This window comes from Streptococcus sp. 116-D4, from assembly GCF_009731465.1.
GTDB classification, from domain to species: domain Bacteria; phylum Bacillota; class Bacilli; order Lactobacillales; family Streptococcaceae; genus Streptococcus; species Streptococcus pseudopneumoniae_E.
The window spans coordinates 583,156-596,059 of the sequence record NZ_AP021887.1; the positions used below are offsets into that span (position 1 = coordinate 583,156).

A 12,904-nucleotide genomic window follows, 5' to 3' on the forward strand; every position below is an offset into this window, starting at 1 on the left:
TTAGAAAGTGAAAACAATGAAAAAAGTTGCTATTATCGGAGCAGGGATCGTGGGTGCAACAGCTGCCTACTACCTCTCTAAAGAAAGTGACCTAGAAATAACCGTCTTTGACCATGGACAAGGTCAGGCTACCAAGGCCGCAGCAGGAATTATCAGTCCTTGGTTTTCCAAACGCCGCAATAAAGCCTGGTACAAAATGGCGCGCTTGGGGGCTGATTTTTATGTGGATTTGTTGTCTGATTTAGAGAATTCAGGGCAAGAAATCGACTTTTACCAACGTTCGGGAGTCTTTCTCCTGAAAAAGGATGAAACTAAGTTGGAAGAACTCTATCAACTAGCCCTCCAGCGCAGAGAAGAATCTCCCTTGATAGGGCAATTAGCCATTTTAGACCAAGCGTCTGCAAATAAATTATTCCCTGGTTTGCAGGGATTTGATCGCTTGCTCTATGCTTCTGGTGGAGCAAGAGTGGATGGTCAGCTTTTAGTCACTCGTTTGCTAGAAGCCAGTCAGATCAAGCTGGTCAAAGAAAAAGTGACTCTGACACCTTTAGCAGCAGGCTACCAGATTGGCGAAGAGGTGTTTGATCAGGTTATTTTAGCGACGGGAGCTTGGTTGGGAGATGTTTTGGAGTCTTTAGGATATGAAGTAGATGTCCGTCCTCAAAAAGGACAACTCCGAGATTATCAACTTACCCAAGATATGGAAGCTTATCCTGTTGTTATGCCAGAGGGGGAGTGGGATTTGATTCCTTTTGCTGGTGGGAAATTGTCCTTAGGAGCTACCCATGAAAATGACATGGGATTTGACTTGACCGTGGATGAAACCTTGCTCCAGAAAATGGAGGAGGCAGCCTTGCCCCATTATCCAGTTTTGTCTAAACCGACTTCAAGAACTGAGCGTGTGGGAATCCGTGCCTATACTAGTGATTTCTCTCCTTTCTTTGGACAAGTACCTGGCTTATCAGGTGTCTATGCTGCTAGTGGACTGGGTTCATCAGGCCTCACAACTGGTCCTATCATTGGTTATCACCTAGCTCAACTAATCCAAGACAAGGAGTTGACCTTGGACCCTCTAAACTACCCAATTGCAAACTATGTCAAACGAGTAAAAAGCGAATAATACTCAATGAAAATCAAAGAACAAACTAGAAAACTAGCCGCAGGCTGCTCAAAACACTGCTTTGAGGTTGTGGATAGAACTGACGAAGTCAGTAACCATACCAACCCATAGCAAGTCGACGTTGACATGGTTTGAAGAGATTTTCGAAGAGAAGAGTATAAGCATTTTACTGAAATTTTAGCCTCCCCTCTATGATGGCAAATGACATTCCCTATCAAAAATGGTAAAATAAGAAAAAATAATCCGAGAATCGAGGAAAGAAGATGCAAGAAAAGATTTTGGTAACGGGTGGAGCAGGTTTTATCGGAACCCACACTGTTATTGAGTTAATCCAAGCAGGTCATCAGGTTGTTGTGGTGGATAACCTTGTTAATAGTAACCGAAAGAGTTTAGAAGTTGTTGAGAGAATTACAGGAGTTGAAGTGCCTTTCTATGAGGCAGACATCCGTGATACAGCTACTCTTCGTGACATTTTCAAGCAAGAAGAACCAACAGGTGTCATTCACTTTGCTGGTTTGAAGGCTGTTGGTGAATCAACACGTATCCCTCTTGCCTACTATGAGAACAATATCGCCGGAACTGTCAGTCTTCTAAAAGCTATGGAAGAAAACAACTGTAAAAACATCATTTTCAGTTCTTCTGCGACAGTTTATGGCGATCCTCATACAGTGCCCATCTTGGAAGATTTCCCACTTTCAGTGACCAATCCTTACGGTCGTACTAAGCTTATGCTTGAGGAAATTTTGACCGATATCTACAAGGCAGACTCAGAATGGAATGTGGTCTTGCTTCGTTACTTCAACCCAATCGGAGCTCATGAGAGTGGTGATTTGGGAGAAAATCCAAACGGTATTCCAAACAATCTCTTGCCATATGTGACGCAAGTAGCCGTTGGAAAATTAGAGCAAGTGCAAGTGTTTGGAGATGATTACGATACGGAAGACGGAACTGGTGTTCGTGACTATATCCACGTTGTCGATTTGGCTAAAGGTCACGTTGCAGCTCTGAAAAAAATCCAAAAAGGTTCAGGTCTAAACATTTATAACCTTGGAACAGGTAAAGGCTACTCAGTTCTTGAAATTATCCAAAACATGGAAAAAGCAGTGGGACGTCCAATTCCTTACCGCATTGTAGACCGTCGTCCAGGGGATATCGCAGCCTGCTATTCAGATCCTGCAAAAGCCAAAGCAGAACTGGGCTGGGAAGCAGAGCTGGGCATCACCCAAATGTGTGAAGACGCATGGCGTTGGCAAAGCAAGCATCCAAACGGATTTGAAGACTAAGATGGTGATGTCAATCATTGTCCCCTGTTTAAACGAAGAGGAAGTACTTCCTCTTTTTTATCAGGCTTTGGAAGCTTTGATTCCTGAGTTGGGAGTAGAAATCGAGTATGTCTTTGTCGATGATGGCTCAAGCGATGGGACCTTGAGACTCTTAAAGACCTATCGGGAGCAAAATCCGGCAGTGCATTATATTTCTTTCTCGCGAAATTTTGGAAAAGAAGCAGCCCTCTATGCAGGCTTGCAATATGCGACAGGAGACCTAGTGGTGGTGATGGATGCAGATCTCCAGGATCCTCCGAGTATGTTGCTTGAGATGAAAGCTTTACTAGACCAGAATGCAGACTTAGACTGTGTTGGGACACGGAGAACCAGTCGAGAGGGAGAACCCCTGTTTCGCAGTTTCTGTGCTGATCTTTTTTATCGCCTCATGCAAAAAATTAGTCCAGTAGCCCTGCCTTCTGGTGTCCGTGATTTTCGCATGATGAGAAGGCCTGTAGTCGATGCCATTTTAAGCTTGACTGAGTCCAATCGTTTTTCGAAGGGACTCTTTGCCTGGGTCGGCTTTAAAACCCACTATCTGGACTATCCAAATGTCGAAAGGCAGGCTGGCAAGACCAGTTGGAGTTTTAAACAACTCTTTTTCTACTCCATTGAAGGAATTGTTAATTTTTCAGATTTTCCTTTGATTATAGCCTTTGTGGCTGGTCTCCTATCATGTTTTCTTTCTCTGCTTATGACCTTTTTTGTTGTGGTTCGAACTCTCATTTTGGGCAATCCGACATCAGGTTGGACCTCTTTGATGGCTGTCATTCTCTTTCTTGGGGGAATCCAACTCTTAACCATTGGGATTCTGGGCAAGTATATTAGTAAGATTTATCTAGAGACCAAAAAAAGACCACTTTATCTTATCAAAGAAAAAAGTGGACTTCCTGATTTTACAGAAAAAAATAAAGAAAAAAGACTATAATTTTGCATGGAAATATGCTAAACTAGAAGAAGTAGAACGTTCTTGTCGATAGTAGAGTTAATCTTTAATCAAGGCACGTGTCGGACAGTTTCTAACAGCTTCTACGACGTCCTGACTAGGAGAAATTTCTTTTTCTAGTTGATCAGGGTCATCGTAAAAGCGCACGATTCCATTATCGTGGTAATCAAATAATTCAGAATAAGTTTGGCAAAGCCCACAGGCAATGCAACGTTCAGGTATAAGTGTGATTTTCATATTTATATTGTAATAAGAAAAGTAAAAAAAAACAAGGAGTAAGGTATGGCAAAAGAACCGTGGCAAGAAGATATTTATGAGAATCAAGAAGAAACAAGATCAGAACGTCGTAAGAGAGAACAAGGTGGAGGAGTGCTGGCTAATCGTATCTTGACTATTTTAGCAAGTATTTTCTTTGTGATTGTAGTCGTGATGATTATTGTTCTGATCTATCTTTCATCGGGTGGGAGTAATCGCACAGCAGCCTTGAAAGATTTTTACGATTCAGATACAAAAGTAGAGCAAGTTTCTTCTACTTCTAGTAGTAGTTCAGAGCAGGCATCTTCTAGTTCAGAGGAGAAGGTAGAAGAGTCATCTAGTAGCTCAGAACATCCAAATGATCCAGAAGGAACTACAAAAGTTATGGCTGGAGAAGGAGAAGCAGCCATTGCCGCTCGTGCAGGAATCTCGATTGCGCAGTTAGAGGCTTTGAATCCTGGGCATATGGCTACAGGATCTTGGTTTGCTAATCCAGGTGATGTTGTCAAAATCAAATAGGAGTTGATATGAAAACAATTCAAATTGCTATTGACGGCCCAGCTTCAAGTGGTAAGAGTACAGTCGCAAAGATTATTGCCAAGGATTTTGGTTACACCTATCTAGATACAGGTGCTATGTATCGTGCAGCGACCTATATGGCTCTCAAGAACCAATTAGGAGTTGAACAAGTTGAAGAACTCTTAACCTTATTGGACCAGCATCCAATCAGTTTTGGACGCTCAGAAACGGGAGAACAACTTGTCTTTGTAGGGGATGTGGATATTACTCATCCTATTCGTGAAAATGAAGTGACCAATCATGTTTCAGCTATTGCAGCAATTCCTGAAGTTCGTGAGAAACTAGTTTCTCTCCAGCAAGAAATCGCCCAGCAAGGCGGGATTGTCATGGATGGTCGCGATATTGGAACCGTTGTATTACCACAAGCAGAATTGAAAATTTTCCTAGTAGCTTCTGTCGATGAAAGAGCAGAGCGTCGTTACAAGGAAAATGTTGCCAAGGGAATTGAAACAGACCTTGAAACCCTAAAAGAGGAAATTGCTGCGCGTGACTATAAGGATAGTCATCGTGAGACTTCGCCTCTCAAACAAGCAGAGGATGCAGTTTACCTTGATACGACTGGATTAGGTATTCAAGAAGTAGTTGAAAAAATCAAAGCAGAAGCTGAAAAAAGAATGTAATTGTAGAAAAGCCGATAGATTGATATCGGTTTTTTTCTATATTTGTCAAAATACTGATTTTAAGGTATAATAGTTGCTGTTCGAGAAATTTTGATTTTCAAAGAATAGTGAATGACTATAAGGAGAAACCATGAACAACCTACCAAATTGTCCAAAATGTAACTCAGAGTATGTCTACGAAGACGGTGCCCTACTGGTTTGCCCAGAGTGTGCTTATGAGTGGAATCCTGCTGAAGTTGCAGATGTAGAAGAAGGCCTTGTCGCTATCGATGCTAACGGGAATAAATTGTCTGACGGTGATACAGTAACCCTTATCAAGGACTTGAAAGTAAAAGGTGCGCCAAAAGATTTGAAACAAGGAACGCGCGTGAAAAATATCCGCATCGTAGAAGGCGACCACAATATCGACTGTAAAATTGATGGCTTTGGTGCCATGAAACTCAAATCAGAGTTTGTGAAGAAAATTTAAGCATGTCAAAACACTATAAACTTGTATTTTATAGCCGTATCTTCTTGTTTCTAGCGGCTTTTACGGGAGTTTATCTTGAAATCGCCAAGCATGGTGGATTTGGGATGTTGCTCTATTATACGGTTCTGTCCAACCTCTTAGTCGCGATTTTTACTCTCTATCTCCTAAAGGCTATGAGCCGTTTAGGTGAAAACTGGCAAAGACCAAGTCTCTTGCGCTTAAAAGGTGGGGTCACCATGAGTATCATGATTACCTGTGTGATTTACCATTTCCTCTTAGCGCCTATTGTGCCTAATTTTTATACTCTAGAAAATTTCCTTTGCCACTATATCGTTCCCCTTTGGTTTTTAGCAGATACCCTCTTTTTTGACAAACAGGGTCAATACAAAATCTGGGATCCAGTTATGTGGACGATTTTACCCTTGCTGTATATGATTTTTGCTTTTTTTAATGGCTTGGTATTGAAGCTTGATGTTCCTAATTCTAAGGACAGTCCCTTCCCTTACTTCTTTTTGAATGTGAACAAGGGTTGGGATGTCGTGTTCAAGTGGTGTCTGATTATCTTTGTTGCCTATATGGTAGCAGGATTTATCTTCTACTTTATCAAGCAAATCAAGAGAAAGTCATCCTAATACTCTTTGAAAATCACTTCAAACCACGTCAGTTTCGACTTGCCGTGGGTTGGTATGGTTACTGACTTCGTCAGTTTCATCCGCAACCTCAAAAACATGTTTTGAGCTGATTTGGTCAGTGTTACCTACTACCTCAAAACAGTATTTTGAGCAACCTGCGGCTAGCTTCCTAGTTTGCTTTTTGATTTTCATTGAGTATATGAAACAAGGGATTCATTTTCGAGTTTAAGAAGGAGTCTATACACTAAAGAGGCTTCTTCTTTTCTTGCTTGTTTGACAACTATCAAAAAAGTAGAAGATTAATAGAAATATAGAAAGAGATTTCATGAAACAATTTTTAGAACGGGCCAGTATTTTGGCTCTCTCCCTCGTTTTGATTACTTCCTTTTCCATCTCGAGTGCCCTGCCGGCCATGTTTGACTACTATCAAGGCTATCCTAAGGAACAAATTGAGCTCTTGGCAAGCTTGCCATCCTTTGGAATTATGATTATGTTACTGCTAAATGGTTTCTTAGAAAAAATATTTCCTGAGCGCTTACAGATTAGTTTGGGATTGTTGATTTTATCTCTCAGCGGAACGGCACCCTTTTGGTACCAAGCTTATCCTTTTGTCTTTGGAACACGGATTCTTTTTGGCTTGGGAGTTGGGATGATCAATGCCAAGGCCATTTCCATTATCAGTGAACGCTATCAAGGAAAAACGCGAATTCAGATGTTAGGGCTACGCGGTTCTGCAGAGGTCGTTGGGGCCTCTCTCATTACCTTGGCAGTCGGACAGTTGTTGGCTTTTGGTTGGACAGCTACCTTCCTAGCCTATAGTGCTGGATTTTTGGTGCTGACTCTTTATCTACTCTTTGTCCCTTATGGAAAAGAAAAGAAAGAAGTCAAGAAAAAAGCGAAGGAAGCAAGTCGCTTAACTCGGGAAATGAAAGGCTTGATTTTTATCCTAGCTATCGAAGCGGCGGTTGTAGTTTGTACCAATACAGCTATTACCATCCGTATTCCAAGTTTAATGGTGGAAAGAGGACTGGGAGATGCCCAGTTATCTAGTTTTGTTCTTAGTGTCATGCAGTTAATCGGTATTGTAGCTGGTGTGAGTTTCTCTTTCTTGATTTCTATCTTTAAAGAGAAATTGCTTCTCTGGTCCGGTATTACCTTTGGTTTGGGGCAAATTGTGATTGCCTTGTCTCCATCCTTGTGGGTGGTAGTGGCAGGGAGTGTTCTGGCTGGTTTTGCCTATAGTGTAGCCTTGACAACGGTCTTTCAACTGGTCTCTGAACGAATTCCAGCTAAACTTCTCAATCAAGCTACTTCATTTGCAGTTTTAGGCTGTAGTTTCGGAGCCTTTACGACTCCGTTCGTTCTAGGTGCTATTGGCTTACTAACACAAAATGGGACGTTGGTCTTTGCTATCTTAGGATCTTGGTTAATTGTAACCTCTATCTTTGTCATGTACCTACTTCAAAAGAGAACTTAGGATTGATTCCTAAGTTTTTCTTTTTGTAAATTCTGTACCCAGACAATATTTGTTTTAGAACCTTGTTTAAAGATTATTTTCTTGATAAAATAGAAGTTATGACGAGATATAAAGCAACTATTTCCTATGATGGTTATGCCTTTGCTGGTTTTCAGCGCCAGCCTCATGCGCGTAGTGTTCAGGAAGAAATTGAAAAAACCTTTACTAGGTTAAATAAAGGGCAAGCTATTACTGTTCACGGTGCTGGTAGGACAGATAGTGGGGTTCATGCCCTGGGACAGGTCATTCATTTTGACCTGCCTTATCAGATGGATGAGGAGAAGCTCCGTTTTGCTCTAGACACTCAGTCCCCTGAAGATATTGATGTGATTTCGATTGAGCTTGTGGCGGATGATTTTCATTGCCGTTATGCTAAGCACAGTAAGACCTATGAATTTATCGTGGATAGGGGACGTCCCAAGAACCCTATGCGCCGTTATTATGCCACTCACTTTCCTTATCCACTCGATGTGGAACGCATGCAGGAGGCTGTCAAAAAGCTTGAGGGAACCCATGATTTTACAGGTTTTACAGCCTCTGGGACCAGCGTAGAGGACAAGGTTCGCACCATCACAGAAGCTAGTTTAACAGTTGATGAGACAGGCCAGTTTTTGACCTTTACCTTTTCAGGAAATGGTTTCTTGTATAAGCAGATTCGCAATATGGTGGGGACCCTGCTCAAAATCGGCAATAACCGCATGCCAGTAGAGCAGATTGACTTGATTTTGGAGAAAAAGGACAGGCAGCTTGCAGGTCCCACTGCAGCACCAAATGGTCTATATTTAAAGGAGATTCGTTATGAAGAATAATCGTATTTTAGCACTTTCTGGAAATGATATTTTTAGTGGTGGTGGTTTGTCAGCTGATTTGGCTACCTATACCTTGAACGGCTTGCATGGCTTTGTAGCAGTGACTTGTTTGACAGCCTTGACGGAAAAGGGCTTTGAAGTCTTTCCAACTGACGATACCATTTTTCAACATGAATTAGATAGCTTGCGTGATGTGGAGTTTGGGGGGATTAAGATTGGTCTTCTTCCTACTGTCAGCGTAGCTGAGAAAGCCTTGAACTTTATCAAGCAGCGCCCAGGAGTGCCTGTGGTTCTGGATCCTGTCTTGGTCTGCAAGGAAACACACGACGTAGCAGTTAGTGAACTCTGTCAAGAATTGATTCGCTTTTTCCCTCATGTCAGTGTGATTACGCCTAATCTTCCTGAAGCAGAGTTATTGGCTGGTCAGGAAATCAAAACCTTGGAAGACATGAAAGCTGCAGCGCAGAAATTGCATGAATTAGGAGCTCCAGCAGTCATTATCAAGGGAGGCAATCGCCTTAGTCAGGACAAGGCTGTAGATGTCTTTTATGATGGACAAACCTTTACAGTCCTAGAAAATCCTGTTATCCAAGGGCAAAATGCTGGTGCAGGTTGTACCTTTGCTTCTAGCATTGCCAGTCACTTGGTTAAAGGTGATGAACTTTTACCAGCAGTAGAAAGCTCTAAGGCTTTCGTTTACCGTGCCATTGCACAAGCAGATCAGTATGGAGTAAGACAATATGAAGCAAACCAAAACAACTAAAATTGCCCTTGTATCCCTCTTAACCGCCCTTTCTGTGGTTCTAGGCTATTTCTTAAAAATTCCAACACCGACAGGAATTCTAACTCTTTTAGATGCGGGTGTCTTCTTTGCAGCTTTCTATTTTGGTAGTCGTGAAGGGGCTGTAGTAGGAGGACTAGCAGGTTTCTTGATTGACCTCTTATCAGGATATCCTCAGTGGATGTTCTTTAGCTTGGTTAACCATGGCTTGCAGGGATTTTTCGCAGGATTTAAAGGAAAAACTCAGTGGTTAGGCCTTATCTTAGCAACGATTGCCATGGTAGGGGGTTACGCCTTGGGTTCTACTTTGATGAATGGCTGGGCTGCAGCCCTACCAGAAATTTTACCAAATTTCATGCAAAATACCTTGGGGATGGTTGTGGGATTTGTAGTCTTTCAGAGTATCAAGAAGATTAAGTAAAGAGGCTGAGTCAAAAGTCTTTCAAATAAGAAAAACGCATAGTATCAGGTGTTGAAAACTTGATACTATGCGTTTTATTGTGGGAAGATTTCGAAGAATATTAATCAAAATAAAGCAAGTCTTTGCTGGTGCTTGTAAAGAGGTCAAATCCATCCTTGGTAACAACACCACAGTCTTCGATGCGGACACCGACTTTACCAGGGATATAGATACCTGGTTCAACAGAGAAGCACATGCCTTCTTCGATGATCATGTCGTTTCCTTCCATGATAGATGGGAATTCGTGGACATCCATACCGATACCGTGACCGAGACGGTGGTTGAAGTACTCACCGTAACCAGCTTTTTCGATGACCTCACGGGCAGCGCGGTCCACTTCATGGGCAGTCACACCTGGTTTGATAAAGTCAAGAGCAGCTTGTTGGGCTTCAAGAGTCAAGTTATAAATATCTTTCTTGAATTGGTCAGGTTTGCCGACTGCGACTGTACGAGTCATATCTGATGCGTAACCATTAACCATGACACCGAGGTCAAAGAGGAGAAGGGCGTCCTTTTCAACTTTGTTTGCACCAGGAATTCCGTGTGGATTTGCAGCGTTATCACCAGTCAAGACCATGGTATCAAAACTCATTTCATAGCCTTCACGTTTCATAGAAAAGTCAATTTGAGCGATGATATCTGTTTCTGTCTTATCAAGAGAAATATTATCAAAACCAACCTTAACAGCCTTGTCCGCATAAAGACCTGCAACCATCATTTTTTGCACTTCGTCAGCTGATTTGATGAGGCGCATACGTTGGATACGAGGAGTGAGGTTTTCAAACTCGGCAGTTTCAAAGATAGTTTTTAAACCATGGTATTTAGTCAAGATGAGATTGTCAAACTCAACAGCGACACGTTTGAAGTCAAGCTGTGGAAGAGCATCTTTCATTTTTTGCCATGGATTTTCAGAATCTACATAGCCCGCAACCGGGAAGGAAACAGTGCTACTTGCACGCTCCACTTCAAGGGCTGGGACAAAGAGGAGAGGTTCCTGATCCGCTAGAACAAAAAGGAACATTTGACGTTCGTGTGGATCACTGTAAAAGCCAGTGAGGTAATTAATTGTGACGGGGTCAGATACGACAGCGACGTCTAGTTTTTCTGATTCAAGATATGTTACGATTTGTTGTAATTTAGACATATGCTACCTTCTTTCTACCCCTCTATTTTGGCAAAAAATGAGAGAAAATGCAAGGGAGAAGGTAAAAGAACAGACAAAAAAACTCCGACAAGATAACGGAGTTCTTTGATATAGTTTCACTTTGTTTAAGAAAAGTCTGCCTTGCTTTTGACATCACTGTATTCTTCAGCGATTTCTTGGCTGAGAATGTCCTCATAGGCAGGGAGTTGGATGTCCTGACCGTATTTCTTCTTGAGGGCGGTAGTGACTAGGCGATAAGCTAGATTGGCATTTCGAGAGAGGATAGGCCCGTGGAAGTAGGAACCAAAGACATTCTTATAATGAACCCCTTCGCCGACCTTTTCTTCGTTATTTCCATTTCCATAGACAACCTGTCCCAGTGGTTTTTGGTCATCAGAGAGGAAGGTACGGCCCTGATGATTCTCAAATCCATAGTAAGTTTCATCGAAATCTTCATTGTGAATCTTGATGTCACCGATAAAACGATTATTGGTCTGGTTGAGGGTATAATGTCCCATGACCCCTAGTCCTTCGATGCGTCTCCCTGAAGCTTCAACATAATATTGCCCCAGTAACTGGAAGCCACCGCAGATAGCCAGAACTACACCGTCGTTTTGGATGTAGTTGTCAATGCTCTCTTTTTTAGCAGGTAGGTCGTCTGCAATGATACTTTGTTCAAAGTCTTGACCGCCACCGAAAAAGGTAATGTCGTAGTGATTTTCGTCAAAGTCATCATGAAGTGAAACGATGTCAACGGTCACATGAGCTCCTAGCTTTTCAGCCACATACTTGAGCATGAGGATGTTTCCATTGTCCCCGTAGGTATTCATGAGATTTCCGTAGAGGTGGGCAATATTGAGCTGATAAGGGTAATTGCCAGCTTTTGAGGAAAGTGAAGTATAAACCATTAGTTCATCTCCTTTCTAACAATCTGACGACTAGCCAGCAGTTCGCGAAATTCCAGCATAGCCGTATAGGTCGCAAGGATATAAGCATGCTTGCAGTCTTGGTTCTCAATGGTTTTAAGAACTTGTTCCAGACTACTTGTTTCAGTGATTTTATCAGCTGGATAACCAGTTACTCGAAGACGGCGAGCAATTTCAGAATGGCGAACACCGCCAGCGTTGATTTCAGGAATGTCCATCTCAGTGATTTGTTCAAAATCAGCATCCCAGATCCAGCTGGTATCAATACCATCTGCATAGTTAGCATTGAGGAGAACAGATAGACTAAATGGATAAGGAGCTAGTTTAATCATTTCGATAGCTTGGGTCGCACCGACTGGATTTTTAATCAAGACGAGGGTGCATTCCTTGTCACCGATATGGAAGGTTTCTTGGCGTCCAAAGACAGCACGGCTCTTATCAAATCCTTGCTTAATTAGTTGTGAATCTGCTCCAAGGAAGCGAGCAATAGCCACAGCTGTCAGAGCATTGTAGATATTGTAGAGTCCGCCGATTTGAATACCATATTCTTGTCCGTCAATGACAAAGCGAGAGCGATTGTTGGTTAACTCAACCAGTTTTGTCAGACGGTAGTCCAAGTCAGGACGCTTGCATCCACAATTTTCACAGATATAAGCTCCCAAGTTGGCATAAGTGTTGAGCTCATATTTCAAAATACTTTGACATTCAGGGCAGAGGATACCTTCAGTATTGTAGTGAGCAAGTTGCGCTGGACCTTTTTCTAGATCAAAACCAAAATACTGAACAGGATTTGGAATTGCAGGCTTGTAGAAAAGCGGACTGTCACCATTCAGCAGAACAGTAGCCGTAGGAACTTTCCGAATAGCATCCAAAATCATATTGTAGGTCGTGTAGATCTCACCGTAGCGGTCCATCTGGTCACGGAAGATATTGGTGATAACAAATAAGCTTGGCTGGATATAGTCACAGATACGAGATAGACTGGCTTCATCGATTTCTAGAACGGCAATATTTTTCCCAGTTTTAGAAGATTTGGCTGTTAAGAAGGTTGTCGCAATTCCTGTAATCATGTTGGCACCGCTTGGGTTGGTCAGAACTTGACCATAAACCTCTTTTAAAATGCCGACAGTGAGGGCAGTTGTCAAGGTTTTTCCATTGGTTCCAGTGATCACGACAATCTCGTAGTTCTTAGCTAGGTTTTGTAAAATATCTTTATCAAGTTGAAGGGCAAGTTTTCCAGGGAGCGTACTTCCACGTCCAAGACGACTCAAAATAAAATGAGAAGAACGCCCAGCAAGAAGGCCCAAAGTAGTTTTTGATTTCAT

15 protein-coding genes are annotated in these 12,904 nt (G+C 42.1%); 11 read left to right on the top strand and 4 right to left on the bottom strand.

Going from position 1 to position 12,904, the window contains the following annotated elements; translation table 11 throughout:
• The first annotated feature begins 16 nt into the window (after window positions 1-16).
• The 3 genes from UKS_RS03000 to UKS_RS03010 all read left to right on the top strand — a co-directional run bounded on the left by UKS_RS03000 (window position 17) and on the right by UKS_RS03010 (window position 3,370).
• Complete coding sequence (locus UKS_RS03000; protein WP_173020449.1) at window positions 17-1,120, top strand: NAD(P)/FAD-dependent oxidoreductase; 1,104 nt, start codon at window positions 17-19, stop codon at window positions 1,118-1,120.
• A 263-nt stretch (window positions 1,121-1,383) separates the two neighbouring features.
• Window positions 1,384-2,403 (top strand): UDP-glucose 4-epimerase GalE, encoded by a 1,020-nt coding sequence (gene galE / locus UKS_RS03005; protein WP_156011765.1) that lies wholly within the window; start codon window positions 1,384-1,386, stop codon window positions 2,401-2,403.
• A 1-nt stretch (window position 2,404) separates the two neighbouring features.
• Window positions 2,405-3,370, top strand: coding sequence for a glycosyltransferase family 2 protein (locus UKS_RS03010; RefSeq protein WP_156011766.1), 966 nt, complete (start codon window positions 2,405-2,407; stop codon window positions 3,368-3,370).
• A 57-nt stretch (window positions 3,371-3,427) separates the two neighbouring features.
• Here UKS_RS03010 and UKS_RS03015 read toward each other — a convergent pair whose 3' ends face one another.
• Window positions 3,428-3,625 (bottom strand): ferredoxin, encoded by a 198-nt coding sequence (locus tag UKS_RS03015; RefSeq protein WP_004235080.1) that lies wholly within the window; start codon window positions 3,623-3,625, stop codon window positions 3,428-3,430.
• A gap of 45 nt (window positions 3,626-3,670) precedes the next feature.
• On the opposite strand from UKS_RS03015, the gene UKS_RS03020 reads away from it, so the two are divergent.
• The 8 genes from UKS_RS03020 to UKS_RS03055 all read left to right on the top strand — a co-directional run bounded on the left by UKS_RS03020 (window position 3,671) and on the right by UKS_RS03055 (window position 9,470).
• The gene (locus UKS_RS03020; RefSeq protein ID WP_173020450.1) at window positions 3,671-4,162 is read left to right on the top strand and encodes an SAG1386/EF1546 family surface-associated protein; all 492 of its coding nucleotides are present in this window, start codon (window positions 3,671-3,673) and stop codon (window positions 4,160-4,162) included.
• 8 nt (window positions 4,163-4,170) lie between these two features.
• Entirely contained in the window at window positions 4,171-4,842 is a 672-nt protein-coding gene (cmk, locus tag UKS_RS03025) for a (d)CMP kinase (protein WP_156011767.1), read from the top strand.
• A gap of 130 nt (window positions 4,843-4,972) precedes the next feature.
• Window positions 4,973-5,311, top strand: a complete 339-nt coding sequence (locus UKS_RS03030) for a zinc ribbon domain-containing protein YjdM (protein ID WP_153210424.1) — start codon at window positions 4,973-4,975, stop codon at window positions 5,309-5,311.
• Between the two features lie 2 nt (window positions 5,312-5,313).
• Window positions 5,314-5,943 carry a Pr6Pr family membrane protein gene (locus UKS_RS03035; protein ID WP_049495050.1) on the top strand — a complete coding sequence of 210 codons (630 nt, stop codon included), beginning with the start codon at window positions 5,314-5,316 and terminating at the stop codon, window positions 5,941-5,943.
• A 325-nt stretch (window positions 5,944-6,268) separates the two neighbouring features.
• Window positions 6,269-7,420 carry an MFS transporter gene (locus UKS_RS03040; RefSeq protein WP_156011768.1) on the top strand — a complete coding sequence of 384 codons (1,152 nt, stop codon included), beginning with the start codon at window positions 6,269-6,271 and terminating at the stop codon, window positions 7,418-7,420.
• A 98-nt stretch (window positions 7,421-7,518) separates the two neighbouring features.
• Window positions 7,519-8,268: a tRNA pseudouridine(38-40) synthase TruA gene (truA, locus tag UKS_RS03045; protein ID WP_156011769.1), complete on the top strand. Its 750-nt coding sequence runs from the start codon at window positions 7,519-7,521 to the stop codon at window positions 8,266-8,268.
• Window positions 8,258-9,031: a bifunctional hydroxymethylpyrimidine kinase/phosphomethylpyrimidine kinase gene (locus UKS_RS03050; protein WP_156011770.1), complete on the top strand. Its 774-nt coding sequence runs from the start codon at window positions 8,258-8,260 to the stop codon at window positions 9,029-9,031. The genes truA and UKS_RS03050 overlap by 11 nt, the downstream gene beginning before the upstream one ends.
• Complete coding sequence (locus tag UKS_RS03055) at window positions 9,009-9,470, top strand: ECF transporter S component (RefSeq protein WP_049495055.1); 462 nt, start codon at window positions 9,009-9,011, stop codon at window positions 9,468-9,470. The genes UKS_RS03050 and UKS_RS03055 overlap by 23 nt, the downstream gene beginning before the upstream one ends.
• A 100-nt stretch (window positions 9,471-9,570) precedes the next feature.
• Here the strand turns inward: UKS_RS03055 and UKS_RS03060 are convergent, their stop codons facing one another.
• The 3 genes from UKS_RS03060 to murT form a co-directional block, all read right to left on the bottom strand.
• Entirely contained in the window at window positions 9,571-10,653 is a 1,083-nt protein-coding gene (locus UKS_RS03060; RefSeq protein WP_156011771.1) for a M24 family metallopeptidase, read from the bottom strand.
• Window positions 10,654-10,778: 125 nt separating this feature from the next.
• Complete coding sequence (gene gatD / locus UKS_RS03065; RefSeq protein ID WP_156011772.1) at window positions 10,779-11,561, bottom strand: lipid II isoglutaminyl synthase subunit GatD; 783 nt, start codon at window positions 11,559-11,561, stop codon at window positions 10,779-10,781.
• Window positions 11,561-12,904 (bottom strand): lipid II isoglutaminyl synthase subunit MurT, encoded by a 1,344-nt coding sequence (gene murT / locus UKS_RS03070; protein ID WP_156011773.1) that lies wholly within the window; start codon window positions 12,902-12,904, stop codon window positions 11,561-11,563. Before murT ends, gatD begins: the two co-directional genes overlap by 1 nt.